The 18076-nt window shown below is 44.8% G+C and carries 9 protein-coding genes and 1 tRNA gene; 5 read left to right on the top strand and 5 right to left on the bottom strand.

Going from position 1 to position 18076, the window contains the following annotated elements:
* Positions 1-56 precede the first annotated feature (56 nt).
* Positions 57-5000, bottom strand: a complete 4944-nt coding sequence (locus QUA71_RS13185) for an FG-GAP-like repeat-containing protein (protein WP_333285521.1) — start codon at positions 4998-5000, stop codon at positions 57-59.
* Positions 5001-5300: 300 nt separating this feature from the next.
* Here QUA71_RS13185 and QUA71_RS13180 point away from each other — a divergent pair, with 300 nt between their 5' ends.
* The 3 genes from QUA71_RS13180 (at position 5301) to QUA71_RS13170 (ending at position 11986) form a co-directional block, all read left to right on the top strand.
* On the top strand, positions 5301-6431 hold the full coding sequence (locus tag QUA71_RS13180) for a serine/threonine-protein kinase (protein WP_333285519.1): 1131 nt from the start codon (positions 5301-5303) through the stop codon (positions 6429-6431).
* Between the two features lie 566 nt (positions 6432-6997).
* The gene (locus QUA71_RS13175) at positions 6998-10504 is read left to right on the top strand and encodes a PAS domain S-box protein (RefSeq protein WP_333285517.1); all 3507 of its coding nucleotides are present in this window, start codon (positions 6998-7000) and stop codon (positions 10502-10504) included.
* 210 nt (positions 10505-10714) lie between these two features.
* Complete coding sequence (locus tag QUA71_RS13170; RefSeq protein WP_333285515.1) at positions 10715-11986, top strand: FAD-dependent hydroxylase; 1272 nt, start codon at positions 10715-10717, stop codon at positions 11984-11986.
* 163 nt (positions 11987-12149) lie between these two features.
* Here the strand turns inward: QUA71_RS13170 and QUA71_RS13165 are convergent, their stop codons facing one another.
* Complete coding sequence (locus tag QUA71_RS13165; protein WP_333127856.1) at positions 12150-12497, bottom strand: hypothetical protein; 348 nt, start codon at positions 12495-12497, stop codon at positions 12150-12152.
* A gap of 231 nt (positions 12498-12728) precedes the next feature.
* Between QUA71_RS13165 and QUA71_RS13160 the strand changes: the two genes are divergently transcribed.
* The gene (locus QUA71_RS13160; RefSeq protein ID WP_333285513.1) at positions 12729-13817 is read left to right on the top strand and encodes an ATP-binding protein; all 1089 of its coding nucleotides are present in this window, start codon (positions 12729-12731) and stop codon (positions 13815-13817) included.
* Positions 13818-14290: 473 nt separating this feature from the next.
* Positions 14291-16657, top strand: a complete 2367-nt coding sequence (locus tag QUA71_RS13155) for an ATP-binding protein (protein ID WP_333285511.1) — start codon at positions 14291-14293, stop codon at positions 16655-16657.
* Positions 16658-16677: 20 nt separating this feature from the next.
* Here QUA71_RS13155 and QUA71_RS13150 read toward each other — a convergent pair whose 3' ends face one another.
* From QUA71_RS13150 to QUA71_RS13140, 3 genes are all read right to left on the bottom strand, one after another.
* A complete protein-coding gene (locus QUA71_RS13150; protein WP_333127850.1) occupies positions 16678-17034 on the bottom strand; it encodes a DUF5615 family PIN-like protein in 357 nt (118 codons plus the stop codon).
* Positions 17027-17425, bottom strand: a complete 399-nt coding sequence (locus QUA71_RS13145; RefSeq protein ID WP_333285509.1) for a DUF433 domain-containing protein — start codon at positions 17423-17425, stop codon at positions 17027-17029. The genes QUA71_RS13150 and QUA71_RS13145 overlap by 8 nt, the downstream gene beginning before the upstream one ends.
* Positions 17426-17805: 380 nt before the next feature.
* A tRNA-Leu gene (locus QUA71_RS13140) sits at positions 17806-17889 on the bottom strand.
* Positions 17890-18076 lie beyond the last annotated feature (187 nt).

Raw genomic sequence — 18076 nt, 5'->3', positions numbered from 1 at the left:
GTGCCTACCTCATTTAGAAGGGCAATCACAGGATTGCCCCTACGCTGGAGGTAAATCTAAACCAACACAAAATCCGATGCAGTAATCGAACTATTCAACCCAGTCACAGTTGCCAAAACTCGATCGGTGGATATAACTTTCAGGACTGTTCCTCCCGCAGTTTGACTAATTTCTAACTGCTGGAAAGTCAAACCGTTATCGAGGGCAAATTTATCGATACCCACCTCAAAATCAACCACCGTATCCGAGCCGATACTTGGAGTTAACAAAAAGCGATCGCTCCCGCTACCTCCTATCAGAAAATCGTTGCCATTCTCGCCGCTAAGGAAATCATCTCCCAAACCGCCAAGCAAAGTATCGTCTCCCTTGCCACCGTACAAACTGTCATTGCCGATACCGCCGTCCAAACTGTCAGCACCGCGGCCTCCAAATAAGATATCATCGCCACTGCCACCTGTCAGCGTATCGAGTCCCCGCCCACCGTAAATCGTGTCATTGCCGCCGCCACCATCGAGGGAATCGCTAGCTTTTCTGCCACTGATAAAATCGTTACCGCTGTCGCCGATTAAAGTATCGCTATCATCAGTACCGACAAGATTTTTGCCCTCAGCGCCCAGAATTTCAGGAGAAGTATTGACAAGTTCCACATCACCTTGCACAACTGGAACAGCGGGCCCGGCCGGTGCTGGATTTCCTTGAATTTTGGCAGTTAAAAATTCGCCAGTATTTTCGGAAACTACCTGGGCGATTGGTTTTGTGCCAGCGGCGGCTTCTTCGAGGGCGATCGAACTTTCACCTAATGTCACCTTTTGGACTTTGGCAATTTCCGAGGGAATAAACTCAGGCAAAAAGTTAGATTTAACTTTATCCGTGCTTTGATTTGCCTCAGCCATTACCTTCGCAGCTTCCGGGGAAATTTGGGAAAGTTTTTCAGTGTTGAGATTGGTGTCAATTTCTTTGACCTTGGCAACAGATTGCTCGATAATGCTTTCTACCTGTGCCGCATCGCTCAAATCCAGGGAACCACCGGATTTAATTTTACTGTTAATTGCCCCGACAACAGCTTTGACGATCGCAGCATTGTCCGCCGTAGATGCACCGTCTATGAGGCTGCTGGTTTGGGTGATGACGTTGTGGACTTTTGTCATGGCGACTAGAGTTTCAACGCCCCCAGGCTCATTTTTTGCTGTAGAGGCGATCGGATCTAAGTCGCTCAAGTCAACTCCCGCAGGAATAGACAGAGTAGATTTAACTTTTGACTCGGCTTCACTCTGCGTCATTCCCCCAGCCATCAAATCAGTTACCAAACTGGTTAACAAAGTGACAACATTAGCATCCGCAGGTGCAGAAACAGGCATTTCCAGCGGCAAACCTGTCGCAGTATCCGTCCCGCCAAAAGCAACTAAATTGCCTTCATCTGCATCGATTTTCCCATTTTTATTTTTGTCGAAAGTCTCCAAGGGAATATCGAGCTGATATGCACCGTTAAAGTCAGTAGTAGTTGATGGTTCGTTACTATCTTTAATGCCATTTTTGTTAGCATCTAGGAAGATGGTTGCACCGGAGATGTAACCATCAATAACATGGCCTTCGCCTATACTAACGCTCGTCTCAAGAAGAGGATCGTCATCGTCATTATTGTAAGCGGAAACAATTGATGTAGTTAACCCGGAGTAATTGGGATCGGCGCTAACAGCAGGGTCGGCAATAATAAGGTAATTTTGGTCTCCATCAAATACAAAATCATCAACGCCTCTTACGCTCACCATCTGGATTTCATTCCAATTACTAGAATTGAAGGTAACAGTTGGCCTGTCAATTACTCCTTCTCCCGCATTATTGGTACTAAAAGTAATACTCACATCAGCAGTAGGTGGGCTGTTGAGTTTGACAAAGAATCTGGCTGTGCCACCTGCTTCCCAAGTGACTAAGAATCCCAGTGGTACATTAATAATAATGTCTGGACTTTCAAGTATCAGTGGGGGCGTCCCTAGTGTCGGCGTCACTGGCGTCACTGGTGTCGGCGTCACTTCTGCAGGCGTCGGCGTCACTTCTGCAGGCGTCGGGGTGACTGGCGTCGGCGTCACTGGCGTCGGGGTGACTGGCGTCACTGGTGTCGGCGTCACTGGCGTAACTGGCGTCGGCGTTGGTGTCGGCGTAACTGGCGTCGGCGTTGGTGTCGGCGTTGGCGTCGGTGTCGGCGTCGGTGTCGGCGTAGTGTCGTTATCGTCGATCGCCACTATCACCCCTGGCACCGAAATTTCGTTATACTTAGCATCAGTGCTGGTTGCAGTGTGAGTAATATTAGCGCTGTCTGTACCTTGGGCAACTGTATCGTCAACAGCTTTTACCGTAACGGTTTGAGCAACATTCCAATTATTTGGAGTGAAAGTCACAGGGGCGATCGGCTGAATCTGATTATTGGTTGTGAGAGTGATGGTAACGGGGGCTGTTGGCTGCGACTTTAATTTGAGCTGGTAACTGCCATTCGCGCCGCCTTCTGTAACTTCCGTTTCGGTAAGACTAACAGAAACACCAGCAGTATCATTGTCCTCATTAGTAATGCTAACATCCGCTACATTTCGGTTGTTATATTTCGGATCGGTACTAACAGTAGTACCCGTGACAATTGTGTAGTCAATATCACCATCACCAATGCGATCGTCAACCCCAGTTACTGTTACCTCTTGCGGTGTATTCCAGTTAATAGGAGTAAATGTTAAACTATTAGTCGAAACTGTTCCTTCGGCAACATTGTCACTTTTCAAACCGATAGTCACGTTAGCAGTTGGTTTGGTATTCAGGACTATATCAAAGTTGGCAGTGTTCCCATCTTCGTCAGTAGTTAATCCCTCAGTCGAATTAACCGTAATTCCCCAAGTTTCATTGTCACTGTTGGTGACGGTGACATCATTAGGATTAAGGTTATTGTAATTAGGATCGGTGCTGACAGCAGCCGCCGTGACAATTTTGTAATCAATATTGCCATCAACTACCAAATCGTCAACACCAGTCACCGTTACTGTTTGCGGTTTATTGTAGTTAGCGGGAGTGAAAGTTAAGCTATTCGTCGAAACAGTTCCCTCCCCTGTATTGGAACTACTCAAGCCGATGGTAACGTCAGCAGTTGGTGCAGCCTTTAATTTGACCGTAAATTCTGCTTTGCCACCAGATTCTGTTGTTGATACCGCTTTTCGATTAACCCTAAAGCCGGCCAAATCATTATTTTTGATAGTAGTAGTAGCCGTTTCAGTGGTAATAGTTGGTGTTACCCCTGGACCTGTGGGATTTGACAGGGTGACAGCAATAGTTTCATCTGCTTCAATTATGGTGTCGCCTAACACATTGAGAGTAATCGTTTTCGATTTCTGACCCGCAGCAAAATCAATCTGGCCAGTAGTAGCAGTTGCTCCAGAAGTGCCACCGATATTGTTGTAATCGCTGCTATTTGTAGCAGTTCCTCCTATTGCGTAATTTACACTGCTGGCAGCATTGATACCTCCACTGCGAGTCACGGTAAAAGTAACGGGAGTAGTGATAATGTTGCGTTCGGTCATACTGGCAGTATCAGTAGCAATGGCGTAAGCTATGGCATTAGTATCATTAGCTGCGATCGTCAATTTTGCTTGATTTGTTTTACCTGCAATCCCATCAGTAATCGTGCCAAAGTTGAACACCGCTGTTTCGGCGTTTTCTGCGATATTGTCAGCTTTGATAGTGACAGCAACATTCTGAGTGAGAGTGTTAGTACCTGCACGGAATGTGACAGTGGCAGGTGAAAAAGTGTAGTCTGAATTTTGGGTGGCTGTGCTGCTAGAGTCAATTACGATCGGGACTGTCAAATCTTTGACGGGACTGCTGCTGATTGTCACCGGAATATCAACAACCCTATTCGCGTTTCCTTCTCTGCCGCTGTAGGTAGCAGCACCAAAATTCACTACAGGCGTATTGTTGTTGTTGAGCAAAACCGAGACGTTGCTAGATTCTTCAGTATCGTTTGTCGTAGTTAAGTCTGTCAGGCCATCAGCATTAAAGTCCCCAACAGCAATGATAAAGGGATCTTCCCCAGCCGAAAAGTTGGCGGGCGCACCAAAACTGCCCGTACCATTTCCCAACAAAATGGAGATACCATTGCTCGTCACAGCTAAGTCTGATTTGTTATCGCTGTTAAAGTCCCCAACAGCAACACTATTGGGAAAGTCCCCCGCATTAAAGTTAGTGGGAGCCCCAAAGCTGCCTTTCCCTGTCCCCAACAGGATTGATACGTTTTTAGATTCGCCGATGTTTGTTACAGCTAAATCTGGCTTGTTATCCCCATTGAAGTCCCCTGTGGCGAGCCCGATCGGATCGTTACCCGCCTTAAATTTAGTAGGAGTCCCAAAGCTGCCTGTCCCTGTCCCCAACAGGATCGATACATTATCAGAAGAGTCTATGAAAGCTAAGTCGAGCTTGCCGTCAGCATTAAAGTCTTCCACGGCGAAAAACCGCGAATTCGACCCATTAACATTAAGGTTAGTAGGCTCCCCAAAGCTGCCTGTACCAGTTCCTAACAGGATCGATAGATTGTTATTGCCTATGGTAACTAAATCTAGCTTGCCGTCGCTGTTAAAGTCACCCGCACCAACACCAATGCCAAAATCTGACTTCCCATCAGCTTCCCCCGTATCAAAGCTCGTGGGAGTGCCAAAGCTACCTGTGCCATTTCCCAACAGGATGGCTACTTGACCTACATCTGCGCTGTTCCTCTTTACAGAAGCTATGTCGGGGTTGCCGTCGCTGTTAAAGTCCCCTAATGCCAGACTTATGGGCCTAAAGCCGATGTTAAAGTTGTTCGCAGTGCCAAAGCTGCCAGTGCCTGTCCCCAACAGAATGGAGATGTTGTTAGTTCCTTGATTCGCTGTGGCGATATCTGGCTTACCGTCTTTGTTAAAATCTGCTACAACAACGTCACTCGGCCCTTCGCCGACAGGGAAGCTGGTTGCGGTACTGAAGATAGACATGATTAATTTACCTATTAATTGACAACAGTCGTTTCTGGTGTTTGGAGTTGTAAAGCCGAATCTGCGACACCCTAATTTGGCAATGTACTCTCTCGTTAAAAGTTGTAGTTGAGATAGTAGCAGTAACTACTTAAAACGTCAATTCATAAAATTCATAACATAAAGTCATAAAAGTCATATTGGTAAAAATATATTTCAATAAGTAGACAATCTAGCAAATTTAAGAGAAATCATATATAACAGAAATCTAGGGATATAAAAATGCGTGGCTCCTGTACAAATCACTTAAAATATGAAACTATGACGGTAGAAGAAGCAATAATCTTTTTGGACAATCTGGTATACGAACAAACGGAAAAACACCTGAGTCGGTTGCAACAGTCGATAATTCGAGGCGTTGTAGGGGGTTTGACGTATCAAGAAATTCAGCAAAACGATCCGATCGCCCGCGGGTACACAGTGGGCTACCTGGGGCGGTATGTCGGCTACAACTTGTGGAAATATCTCACCAAGGTACTGAGACAAGCAGGAATTCTTGGCGAAGAAGAAAGAGTAGTCGGAGCAAATCTTTGGGACTGCATCATGAGATCTGTACAAAAAGGCACACAACCAGCTAATTCAGTCGATCCGATATTGCAAAAGCTGCTGCGGATGCGTTACCGAATCAGAGAACATTTGGTCAGCACGGAGTACAGCGATACCTATCTGGCTGAAGATGAAAATTTGCCCGATCGACCTTTGTGCCTCGTCAAGCGCCTGAAAAACCAGTCTGAGAGAAGCAGCCACCTATTCGATCGAGAAACGCGGGTTTTATATCGATTGGGCCAACACGAGCGGATACCAGAATTGTTAGCTCGCTTTGAAGAAGATGGATATTTTTATTTAGTCTATCAATTCATCGAAGGGCAACCCTTGTATCAAGAACTAATCGAAGGTCAACCCTGGGAAGAACATCAGGTTATTGCTTTGTTGAAAGATATCTTGGAAGTGCTTGTCTTTGTTCACAAACAAGATGTAATTCACCGCGACGTTCACCCTCAAAACTTAATCAGGCGGACATCAGATGGCAAGATTGTATTAATTGACTTTGGGGCCGTTAAAGAAATCAACACTTCACAAAACAGCATCGGTCAAACGAAATCGCGCGGCGGTACTCAGCAAGACTACATTCCCCCCGAACAAGCCATCGGCTCACCGAAATTTTGCAGCGACATCTATGCTGTCGGGCTCATCGGGATTCAAGCCTTGACAGGGATGCGCCCGAAACAACTCAGAGTGGATAATTTAGGCAATCTCATCTGGCAGAAAAATGCAACTGTCACCCCGGAGTTGGCTCGCGTTTTAGACAAGATGGTGCTCTACGCTTTCCCCCAGCGTTACCCCTCAGCAACCGAAGCTTTGCAAGCACTTCAAAATTTGGGAGTTAGTTGACTGTTGTCGGTTGACAGTTACCAAACCCGACTTTAATATCCCTCTTTAGTCCCTCTCTGCTGGGACTTTGTTTTTGTAGTAGCGGTTTCAACCGCCGAGTCTTATCTGTTCTGCCCATCGCCTTTCCCACAGCCACAGCAGCCGGTTTACAATGCGAGCGATCTTGTTGCCGATCGACTAATCCGCTACTATTACGCCTCGATGTACTGAGTAAAAACACTCGGTCTTGCCGAGCGATCGGGCCCTAATTTCCAAGGAAGAAGGCTGAAGCCTTAAGCAACAAGGCTTCAGCCTTAAGCAACAAGCAACAAGGAACAAGCAACAAGCAATTTTTTGTTTTAAGTTACAAGCAATAAAAATTTTTAAATTCTGCCGAATGCCTTCTACATAAGAGCCTTCAAGCTTCAGTTGACTATCTATCTACAGTTAGATAATATAATTAATATTTTATGCTTAAAAGCTTTGAAAAAATTTTAAGCAGCTTTGTATAGCGGACAACAATCTCACTAGAGTGTTTATTGTTACCTTAGATACGTAGAAACTAAATAATTAGAGGGAGCGAGAAATTGGAAGTTTTTGAACGAGCACAACAACTGCAAACGCCCTCAACCCGAATGGCTGCTGTCGAGTCTTTTTCCAAAAAAGCGAGTATTGCAGTAATCGCGATCGGCTGTACAGTCCTTTTGGGTTGGATATTCGATCTGCAACTGTTAAAAAGCATTCTGCCCGGACTCGTGACCATGAAAGCCAATACTGCGGTCTGCTTTATTTTGGGCGGGTTTTCTCTATTCATCCAACAGCGGCGGCGCGCCGAATTAAGGGCAAGAAAGTATCAAAAAATTACTAATTTTTTAATTTATAGCTGTTCATTTTTAATTATATTAATTAGCCTCTTAACCCTTGTTCAATATAGCTTTAATATAGACTTAGGCATCGACAAACTGCTATTTAAAGAAAGTTACACCTTGACAAGCGCCGGAATACCAGGACGCATGGCTCCGAATACTGCTGGTGCTTTTTTAGTGGTGGGAATAGCCCTGCTGCTGCTGTCACAACGTCGCCCTAAATACCTGCGAATTCAAATCTTAAGCTGTTGTGCATTTTTAATTGCATTTATGGGTTTGATAGGCTACATCTACGACAAAGCTTTATTTTACCAAATTGGCAATTATACAGGAATGGCTTTGCACACGTCGGCAGCATTTATGTTGCTGAGCTTCGGCATTTTATTTGCCAGTCCAGAGCGAGGATTGATCGCAGTAATGACCAGCGATCGCGCGGGCGGCATCATGGCGAGGCGCTTGTTGCCACGGGCAATTATTATCCCGCCTTTAGTCGGTTATTTCATCCTATCTGGAGAGCGGTTACAAGCCTACACGCCGGAGGTAGGGATATCGCTGTTAAGCGTATTGAACGTGATTATTTTTACAGTTCTGATTTGGCAGAACGCCAAAACTCTTTGCAGCGCAGACCGGAAGCGCTATCGAGCGGAACAGGGACTTAGGAAAGCTAAATCAGACTTAGAAACTAAAGTTGAGAAACGAACTATCCAACTACAAATCGCCAACGATCAATTGCTGCAGGAAATTCTCGACTCTCAAACAACAAAGCAGGCACTTCAAAAAAACTACAACCTGTTGTTTGCAGTCATCAACAGTACGCCTGCCGCCTTATTTGTCAAAGATATTCAGGGCCGTTACCTGATGCTGAATGCTGCGGGAGCCAGTATAATTGGCAAGTCTGTAGACGACATTATCGGCAGAGATGACAGCGAGTTATTTCCGCCGGAAATTGCGGGTAACATTAGGAAAACCGATCGCCCAATTATGACAGCGGGAAAAACGCAAGCGATCGAAGAAGACCTGCCAGTTAAAGGTAACTTGAGGACATTTGTTTCTACAAAAAGTGCTTACCGGGACGGACTAGGAAATATTAGCGGTATAGTTACCATCTCGCGGGATATTACTGAAAGCAAACAAGCCGAAATCGCCAACAGAAGTCTGGCAGCAATTCTGGAAGCAACCCCCGATTTTGTAGGTATCTGCAACCTCGAAGGACGCGTTGTTTACATCAACAAAGCAGGCAGAAAAATGGTGGGTATAGACGAAAACGAAGATATCTCCAACCGACAAGTTCCAGAATTCACGGCAGAGTCAGCCCGCAGCACTTTGAATCAAGCGATCGCCACTGCTGTTTCCGGGGGCGTTTGGAGCGGAGAAACCGCCTTCGTGTCAGCATCAGGACTCGAAATTCCCGTCAGCCAAGTCATCATCTCCCACTCCACAGCGGACGGTAAACTCACATACATTTCGACGATCGCCCGCGACATCAGCGATCGCAAACAAGCTGAACAAGCGCTGCAACTGTCTCAAGCTCGTTTCGCCGGCATTGTAGAAATTGCCGACGACGCGATTATTTCGGTGGATGCTGAGCAAAAAATTATCCTGTTCAACCAAGGTGCAGAAAGGATTTTCGGGTGGACGGCTGCTGAGGCGATCGGGCAATCCCTGAGCCTGCTGTTGCCCGAAGCTTTTGCCACCCTTCACAGCCACCTCGTCAGCAATTTCGGCGACAACGTTAAACAATCCCGAAAAATGGGCAACCGCAAAGAAATTTTCGCCCGTCGCCGAGACGGTACGCAATTTCCCGCCGAAGCTTCTATTTCCAAACTAGAAGTTGCAGGCGAAATCATATTCACAGCTATTTTGCGCGATGTGACAGCCAGCCGAGAAGCCGAAGAATCTGTGCGTCTGAGCGAGGAAAGATATCGATCGCTGGCAATGGCCACCGCACAGATGGTTTGGATGACAGACGCTAACGGAATCGCCGAGAAACCTGAGCCTGATTGGATAGCTTATACGGGCTTGAGTTCTGAAGACAAGGACTACTGGATAAAATCAGTGCACCCAGAAGATCGCGATCGCACAATACAAGCTTGGATGCGGGCCATAGAAACAAAAAGTCTCTATGAAATCGAGCACCGCTTGCGGGCTGCTGACGGCAGCTACAGATACTTCTGGGTGCGGGGCGTTCCCATTTTGGCCGCCGACGGCAGCGTTCGCGAGTGGGTGGGAACTCACACCGATATTAGCGATCGGGTGGAAGTTTTGGAAGCGCTCAAGCAGTCCGAGGGACAGTATCGCGTGCAAGCAGCCGAGCTCGAAAAAGCTGTTTACGAGTTGCACCAAGCACAAACTAAACTCATCCAAACAGAAAAAATCTCTTCTCTCGGGCAGCTAGTCGCCGGCGTCGCCCACGAAATTAACAATCCGATTAACTTCATCTACGGCAACATCACCCACGCCAGCCAATACGCCACAGACTTGCTCGGTTTGCTCCACCTTTACCAGGAAAAATACCCAAATCCCGTCCCAGAAATTGTAGAAGCAGCCGAAGATATTGAAGTTGATTTCTTAATGGAGGACTTTGCGAAGATTTTGGAATCAATGAAAGTAGGAGCCGATCGCATTCGCGACTTAGTTGTATCCTTGCGTAACTTTTCCCGACTCGACGAATCGCAGATGAAGCGAGTAGACATTCACGAAGGAATCGAAAGCACTTTGCTAATTTTGCAGCACCGAATCAAAGCTAATGTACTTCGTCCCGCTATTGAGATTATCAAAGACTACGGCAACTTCCCAAAAGTTGAGTGCTATGTAGGTCAGCTAAATCAAGTATTTATGAATCTTTTAGCAAATGCGCTCGACGCCCTCGAAGACTACAACAGCACTCATTATTCCAAAGAAATATATGCTCGTCACAACCGAATTCGGATTAGCACAAGTGCGAATTCAGACACAGTAACAATTCGGATTGCCGACAACGGCATGGGAATCAATCAAGAAGTTATTAGCAAGTTGTTTGACCCCTTTTTCACTACTAAACCAGTCGGCAAAGGCACAGGTTTGGGACTGTCAATCAGCTATCAAATTATAGTTGAAAAACACCGAGGCAAATTGCAGTGTATTTCCGTGCCCGGGGAAGGTGCAGAGTTTGTCATAGAAATTCCCATTTGCCAGAAACTATCAGCGCTGGCTACCGAAAACACAAAGGAAATGGTCATTAGTCATTAGACTGTTGACAGTTGACTGTTGACGGTTGACTGTTGGCAGTTGGCAGTTGGCAGTTGATCGTTGATCGTTGATGGTTGTCATTAATCATAAATTTCTCAACGTCTCCCGTCTCCCCATCTCCCGTCTCCGTCGCTCGATCGCCCTAAATCGAAATAATTCTTTACAATAACAAAGTAACAATCCAATTAACTTTGACAAAATCCCTTGAAAATGCCTGTAAACCAACTTTCTCCAACCACAGCCTCCACGCAAACACCGACACTCGACTTTGACATAGCCATCGTCGGAGGCGGCATAGTCGGGGCCACCTTAGCCAGCGCCTTAAAAGATTCTGGATTAAAAATCGCAATAATTGAAACCCAACTCCCCGCCGCCGCCGCAGCCAAAAAACAAGCCTATGCAATCACCCTGCTATCAGGAATGATCTTAGAAGGTATCGGCGTGTGGCAACAAATATTGCCGCAAATCACCACCTTCGAGCAAATTAGCCTCTGCGACGGCGACTATCCCGGTGTCGTCGAATTCCACCGCCCGGATTTGGGAAATACTGGCAAATTGCCTGTACCAAAAGCAGCTTTAGGTTACGTTGGCGAGCACCGAGTCATGCTGTCAGCTTTGCAAGAATCTTTGGCAAAAAACCCGAATTTTAGTTGGGTTTGTCCGGCGGAAGTAGTCGAGGTAAAATATTTAACCGATTGCGCCGAAATAGAAGTCAAACAAAACGGTGAAACTCGGACAATTCGCACCAAATTATTAGTCGCCGCCGACGGTTCGCGATCGCGCATCCGCACCGAAGCCAACATCAGCACTCGCGGCTGGAAATACTGGCAATCCTGCGTTGCTATCACTATTAAAGCAGAAAAACCGCACAATGATATCGCTTTTGAGCGCTTTTGGCCGAGCGGCCCGATGGGAGTCTTACCATTACCTGGGAACCGCTGTCAAGTAGTTTGGACAGCACCCCACGCGGAAGCAAAAGCTTTGCAACAAATGGATGAAACAGAGTTTTTGACTTTGTTGGAACAACGCACGGGCGGGCTTTTAGGGCGTTTGGAATTGGAGAGCGATCGCTTTTTGTTTCCGGTGCAGTTAATGCAGAGCGATCGCTACGTTTTGCCCAGATTAGCACTAATTGGCGACGCGGCCCACTGCTGCCATCCCGTCGGCGGACAGGGATTGAATATGGGTATTCGAGACGCAGGGGCGATCGCCCAAATCTTGCAGCAAGCGCACCAAAAAGGCGAAGACATCGGCGACTTGCGAGTATTGAAACGGTATCACAACTGGCGCAAAAAAGAGAATTTAATCGTGTTAGGATTTACCGATTTTCTAGACAGATTATTTTCCAATACTTGGCTGCCAATTGTAGCATTTCGCCGCTTTGGATTGTGGTGTTTGCGGACAATTCCCCCAGTGAGGTTTTTAGCTTTGCGCTTGATGACAGGCTTGATGGGGCGGCCGCCAGAATTAGCAAAAAATTAGAAGAAACCGGATTTTCATCTGCGTCCATCAGCGTACATCCGCCGACATCTGCGGTTCAAAATCAATAGCCGTTGTTTTTTCGCACAAATCTTTATAGCGATCGCCCCCAAGTTTCAAGCTTGCTTCTTCCCTTGAGCAGTAATTGAGAGTAATATTCAACGACTTAAGCTGAAATATGGGGTTTCCATTGGTTGCGGATAGCTTGTACTAACAGCCCTTCGCCGTTCCGCACTATTCCCCGGCGGCGATTTTCCTCAACTACAGCGATCGCATCTCGAACTACTTCAACATTGTTACTTAGAATCAAAGTCTTTAGCCAAGGATTAAGATGAAATCCAGCCATTTCCACTTCCTCCAAAATTGTATTAGACATAACTTTAAAAGTCGATGATTGAGTTTTGGGAGAATCGGGGACAGTTTCAGCTAATGCCAGCAGGCGATCTAGATGTGCTATGCCATAAGCATCAGCAAATTCTTTAGCTGTCTGGATGTACTCAATTAGTTGTGTCATTTTTCTCTCCTGAGTTTTTCAAAGTTTGCGGTGGAAGGCTTACCACTAAATAACAGCTTATAAGCTACTTTCAAAAAAGTTCCAGAAAAAATTTTCCGATCTCCCAAAAATAACCGGAAAAAATTTTCCGTTTTTTCAAAATAGCGGAAAATTTTTAGAGCTACGCGCTAGTTATGCTAAACTCAACAATAGAGATCCTAAGTTATTAGAGGGGTGGGAGTGACTGGGGCTGTGAACTTATGGCAAAGCTTTTTAAGATTAAAAATAGTTACTGTTTATGGCTTGAGTCCGAAAGAGACAGAGATTCTTCTGGCTAAGTTTCCCGATGAAAACACGTTCAAGAGCAATGAAGAGATGGCAGAGGGAGCGCTCAAAGACATAAATTCTGATATTCCAAGCAACCTTGAGACTGTTGAACGGCAAATACGGAAGATATACAATGAGCGTTTCTGTCCAAAAGAAAATCTGGAAGGTTTTTTGGGTCATAAATACATGAGGAGTGAGGAGAAAGATACTGCATTTCTAAATTGGCTGAAACCGAAGTATTTAAACTGGCGGTCAAGTGAAGGGAGTGCATTCAGTACAGGCGATGGCACCCCTGCTATTTCTTGTAACCCTTTTATTCCTCAGACTGGTAAAGTTGACGACCCGCAACTGTTTTTTGGCAGAAAAGGGGAAATTAGGGATGTTTTTGAGGTTCTTAACAACAAAGTCAGTGTAGCTTTAATAGGAGAAGAAGGCATCGGGAAGTCTTCTCTGCTATGGGCTATTTGTCAACAGGCTGAAAATTTCCTATTATCGCCACGGCAGCCAATTTACTTAGACCTCAATGGAATTAGAGATGAAGATGAATTCTATACAGCTTTTTGCGAAGAAGTTGGCATTTTTGAAACCTCTCCAACTATGCTGAATCGTGCTTTGAAAAAGCGTAGAGTGCTGCTGGCTATAGATAATTACGGAAAGATGGCTAGGGAAGGTTTTAGCCTTGAATTGAGAGAACACTTGCGATATTTAGCTGAGGGGTCAAACGCGTCTGTTAAAATGATAGTAGCTGCTAGCGAGCCCCTCAAGCGACTCTTTAATGACTGTCAGGATGAGATAACAAATTCTCCGCCTGAGAATATTTTTCAAGACCTTTATATTAAACCTTGGAATGAAGCAACTGCCCGTGCTTTTATTCAAGCTCGTCTTACGATGACTTCGGTGTGTTTTACGGAAGAGGAAACAAGTCAGCTAGTAAAAGAAAGTGGCGGTCATCCACGACGACTGATGAAGTTGTGCTATCAAAATTATGCGCGATATGTGGAGGATGTAAAATGAGCGATCGCAACACCGACGTTCCCCGTTTAGACTTAGCTCCTAAATTCAAGGGATCTCTTTCATTATCAAAGCCCATCGATTACTTGCGGTTATTATACTGGATGTTTTTCTTTCCCCAAGCCTTGCGCTGGTATGTCTACACTAGAGTATCTATTCCCGATCGCAACAAAAATTCTGAAAAAATTTCAAGATACTTGTTTCATCCCATAATAGATCGGTTACTTATACAAGTAATGGTAATCATATTCATTACATTATTAACTGGGATGGCAATTCTTAAATATATGTTTTTTTCCTTGAATGCTACATACATATTGATAGGGGTTTTTTATACTATTTTCTTTGGGTGGGTTATGAGCTTGGGTTTGGTACTCATTGACAAAGATAGATTTTTATCAAAATTTAAGTCGCAAACAGCAAATTATCTAAGTATAATTATTGTTTTAAGCTTAAATTTGACTCTAACAATTTTTATGGTAAGTGCTATAAAAGAAGGATCTACCAACCTGGGATTTATTTTAATTTTAGGTATTTTAGCAGGTATATGGTTGGGTGTAGGAGGTATTGCGACACTAGCAATTTTAGATGTGGACGCATTAGCTATTATTGGATTAGTTATTGGTGGAGTGTTATTCATGTCATTAATACTTTGCTTGAGTCTGCCAATTGAGTTTAAAATTACTAATTTTTTTGTTATCTTAAAAAGCTTTTTAGTTCGCGCAGTTTTCTTTCTTAGTTGTGTAATTGGTTCGTGTATAGGATGGCTGCGAGTAGATACCTGGTTTTTCATATCACCCATAACCCAAACATTATTTAAAATCGGAGTTACGCAAAGAGTTAAAGAAAATAGCAACCCAAGGGTTTTCAGTAATGAGTTGGGTTCGCGATATTCTGATTTTCTGATTTCTTCCTCTCCCCATCTTCCCCTATCTCAAGAGTTGCCATCGGGTTCGGTATTTGAAATTCGTAAATCCTGTAGAAATAATCTAGAGTTGCTGTTTCCTCGTGTAACTATCCTGCCTAATCCCTATCTCACAGAGCAATTAAAAGAATGGCTGCGACAAGATTGGGAGACAGGAATACATAATGCTTATCAAATTTATACTTATACTCTCCAGTTCCTTCCTGTAATTCAAGCTTTAAACCAAGTTCTTGCTGAGGAACCAGAACAAGTTGTCGCTCGTATAGCGCATTTAACAGATCACCCTTACAAATGGGAATTGGTGCGTTTGATTTCAGGTTCTATGGCTGATACAAAATATTTTCACTTTGAGCCTCGGGTTCGTGCTGTTGCCAGTGGTTTCTTGCATTTACATGAACAGTCCAGCGCTGCAATGAAAGCATTTCATTCGGTGCTGTCTCTACCTTATGGAGAAGAAATGTTTATGATAAGTGTAATTATGTATATCTGTCAGAATGCTAAAAGTTTGAATGGTATTGCTGAGCTATCGATATATAATTTTTTTCCTAAAAAACCTTGGCTGCGTTGCGATACTTGGAGAGCGCTGGCTAGTTTCTATGAGATTATAAGGGATATCCAAATAATTCAGAATAGTTCGTCTCGTTCTGCCAGAGCCTTCGCTCTTAGCCATGCTTTAGGAGAACTAAAAAATTTGCGGGATCGAGTTGATGATGTACCTCAACCCGAGCGAGAAAGAGTTAGAAAAATAGCCTGGAATTGGTCGCAAGCGATATTAGATGTAGCTAGTGAGGTTGGGAACGTTTCTATTACTGAGCGAGTGCGTAATCCCTACGTGGTTGGCGACCCTGTTGAGGGCAACCTGTTTGTTGGACGAGAGGATATACTCAAAGATCTCAAAGAAGTGTGGATATTGAGTCACCAACTTCAGTCTGTGGTTATCTACGGTCATCGACGCATGGGCAAAACTTCTATTCTGCTTAACGCGGCCCAGTCCCTAGGGTCACAGGTAAAAGTAGCCTATGTCAATCTATTGCGATTGGGAAACATTCGTCAAGGAGTTGGAGAGGTGCTGATGGCAATTAGCGATGAAATTTCTGATGCTGTCAACATTCCACCTCCTGCCGATGCGGATTTGCTGAATCTTCCCTACCGTACTTTTGAGCGCTATTTGAAACAAGTAGAGGCCAATCTGAGTGAAACGGGTTTGATTATTGCTTTAGATGAGTTTGAGAAGATTGAAAAACTAATTGAGAATGGAAAGATTGACAGTGATTTTATGGAGGTTCTGCGCGGGATGGTACAATGGAGTCCTAAAGTAGCTTTTGCTTTGGCTGGTTTGCATACTTTAGACGAGATGACTGGGGATTACTCTCACCCTTTCTTTGCTAGTTTTATTAATATCAAGGTTAGCTTCATGGACAGTGCAGCTACCCGCCAGATTCTTGCTAATCCCGATGAAGATTTCCTTCTTGACTACGCGCCAGAAGCGTTATCTGAAATCTATAGTTTGACTACTGGACAGCCTTATTTAGTTCAGCTAGTGGGATTTCAGCTAGTTCGCCGCTACAATGAGCAAGTTTTTGACATGGGAAATTCTCGCGATCCGGTCTTTACAGTAGAAGATGTGAGGGCAGTCATTAATAACCCTGAATTCTTTCAGCGGGGAAGCTACTACTTCGATGGCGTTTGGGGTCAGGCGGCGCGGGGTGCTCCCGGACAACAAGAGGTATTAAGAGCGATCGCACCTCACCCAGAAGGAGTCGATATCAACACGCTAGCTGAAATTACTGGCATGAACGAGACAAATTTACAGCCAGCACTTAACTCTTTGATACGTCACGATGTAGTTTGGGAAAGAGATGGCAAGTGGCGCATTATTGTCGAACTATTTCGCCATTGGGTGGATAAATGTATATAGTGTGCTTGCGTAAGTCCTAATTAGGTTCGCCACTGATTAAGCCAGCGGACTTGCCCTTTCCAGTCAGCAGCTTGTGTTTCTGAAAGCAGGCGATCGAGCGAAGCAATGAGACTAGATAATGTCCAACTGTTTTGAGCAGCCAAAATGATGCCACCATGTTCGGGATAACGCTGAGCTAAAACCTGAAAATCCCGGATATTAAACGTAAAAATACACCGCCCTCGCGCTGTTGCTTCTAGCAATTGAGCCTCATCGCTAGCATCTAAAGCCATCCACTCAGTCGGTGTACGAGTGACATCGTGACTGCGAGATAAAAGGGCGGCTTGCAAAGCTTTAATAGAGGTATCGGCATCTAGATGCAATAGCGGTTTAGACATTAGCAGCTTCGATAATTTGCTCAGCGGCAATAGATGCGTCTATTTCTTGATGGTGAGCCGCATAAAAAGCGAGAACATCGTTCACTCGATCTTCACTTAAGTCATACTCAGTGGCAATTTCGTTGGGAGAAAAACCCCATTTCTGCGCTGCGATGACTACTGTTTGCACCCGCAACCCAGTGCCGCGCAAAACCGGAACGAGTTCGCCGCTAGCGCCGCGCACATAGGTGATTTCAGGAAAAGCCGGATCGTCATTCCGCTGGTTGAGAGTAGCGACTTTTTCTGCTACAGCCCACAGGATAAACTGATCGAAGGAAATGCCTTGGAGTGTTGCCAATTTTTCAGCTTCTTGCTGTAACTGAACGGGTAAGTTTAAGGCGTAGGATGTCATTGATATAACTTCCGTGTGCTAATTGAATTGCAGATGGGGCGGTGGTTGAGTTTAACAGTGTCTAAATTTTTCAAATCTTGGAAAAACTTTAGTTTTCATCTTAGCGCAATATCTCTAAGGAGTGTTGCGTAATTCCTAAGAATTGATACCTGCTTGTAAAAAAGTCGATCGCCCCTTCTCTAAAACACCAAAGGACGATCGACTTTTTACCTCAATTAATCTCGACTTACGCACTAGGACTTTCATAAACCGGGTTTTTTCCCGAGTCTAGGGGCTGTAACGAAGTCCGATCGCAAAAACCCGGTTTCTCGCCACTCACCCATCAAATACAAAACAACTGCCAACAGCCAAAACTGTCAACAGTTGTTTTATATATTCAATGCGGATGGCGAGACTCGAACTCGCAAGGACATAATGCCACACGCACCTCAAGCGTGCGCGTATACCAATTCCGCCACATCCGCTCTTTCTGGCAATCTCCGGGATTTTTGCGTTACGAGTTAAAGATTCACAGGTTGAGGTTCCTGACATTTAACTTGTGACTTGCCCTTTTGCACCGCCGATTTACAATCATAGCACCACTACCAGCAAAATGTAAAATAAATTTTTATGAACAATTTCTGCAAAACCATTATCCAGAACATACCGAAA

Origin of the sequence: Microcoleus sp. MON1_C5, assembly GCF_036701875.1 — a bacterium.
Taxonomy (GTDB): Bacteria; Cyanobacteriota; Cyanobacteriia; order Cyanobacteriales; family Microcoleaceae; genus Microcoleus.
This window is presented reverse-complemented; position numbering and strand designations above follow the sequence as displayed.

Excerpts from the sequence above, each read along its gene's own strand:
- QUA71_RS13155 (WP_333285511.1), top strand. The coding sequence starts at position 14,291 with ATGGTAAGTGCTATAAAAGAAGGATCTACCAACCTGGGATTTATTTTA.
- QUA71_RS13185 (WP_333285521.1), bottom strand. The coding sequence starts at position 5,000 with ATGTCTATCTTCAGTACCGCAACCAGCTTCCCTGTCGGCGAAGGGCCG.
- QUA71_RS13170 (WP_333285515.1), top strand. The coding sequence starts at position 10,715 with ATGCCTGTAAACCAACTTTCTCCAACCACAGCCTCCACGCAAACACCG.
- QUA71_RS13145 (WP_333285509.1), bottom strand. The coding sequence starts at position 17,425 with ATGACATCCTACGCCTTAAACTTACCCGTTCAGTTACAGCAAGAAGCT.
- QUA71_RS13150 (WP_333127850.1), bottom strand. The coding sequence starts at position 17,034 with ATGTCTAAACCGCTATTGCATCTAGATGCCGATACCTCTATTAAAGCT.
- QUA71_RS13165 (WP_333127856.1), bottom strand. The coding sequence starts at position 12,497 with ATGACACAACTAATTGAGTACATCCAGACAGCTAAAGAATTTGCTGAT.
- QUA71_RS13180 (WP_333285519.1), top strand. The coding sequence starts at position 5,301 with ATGACGGTAGAAGAAGCAATAATCTTTTTGGACAATCTGGTATACGAA.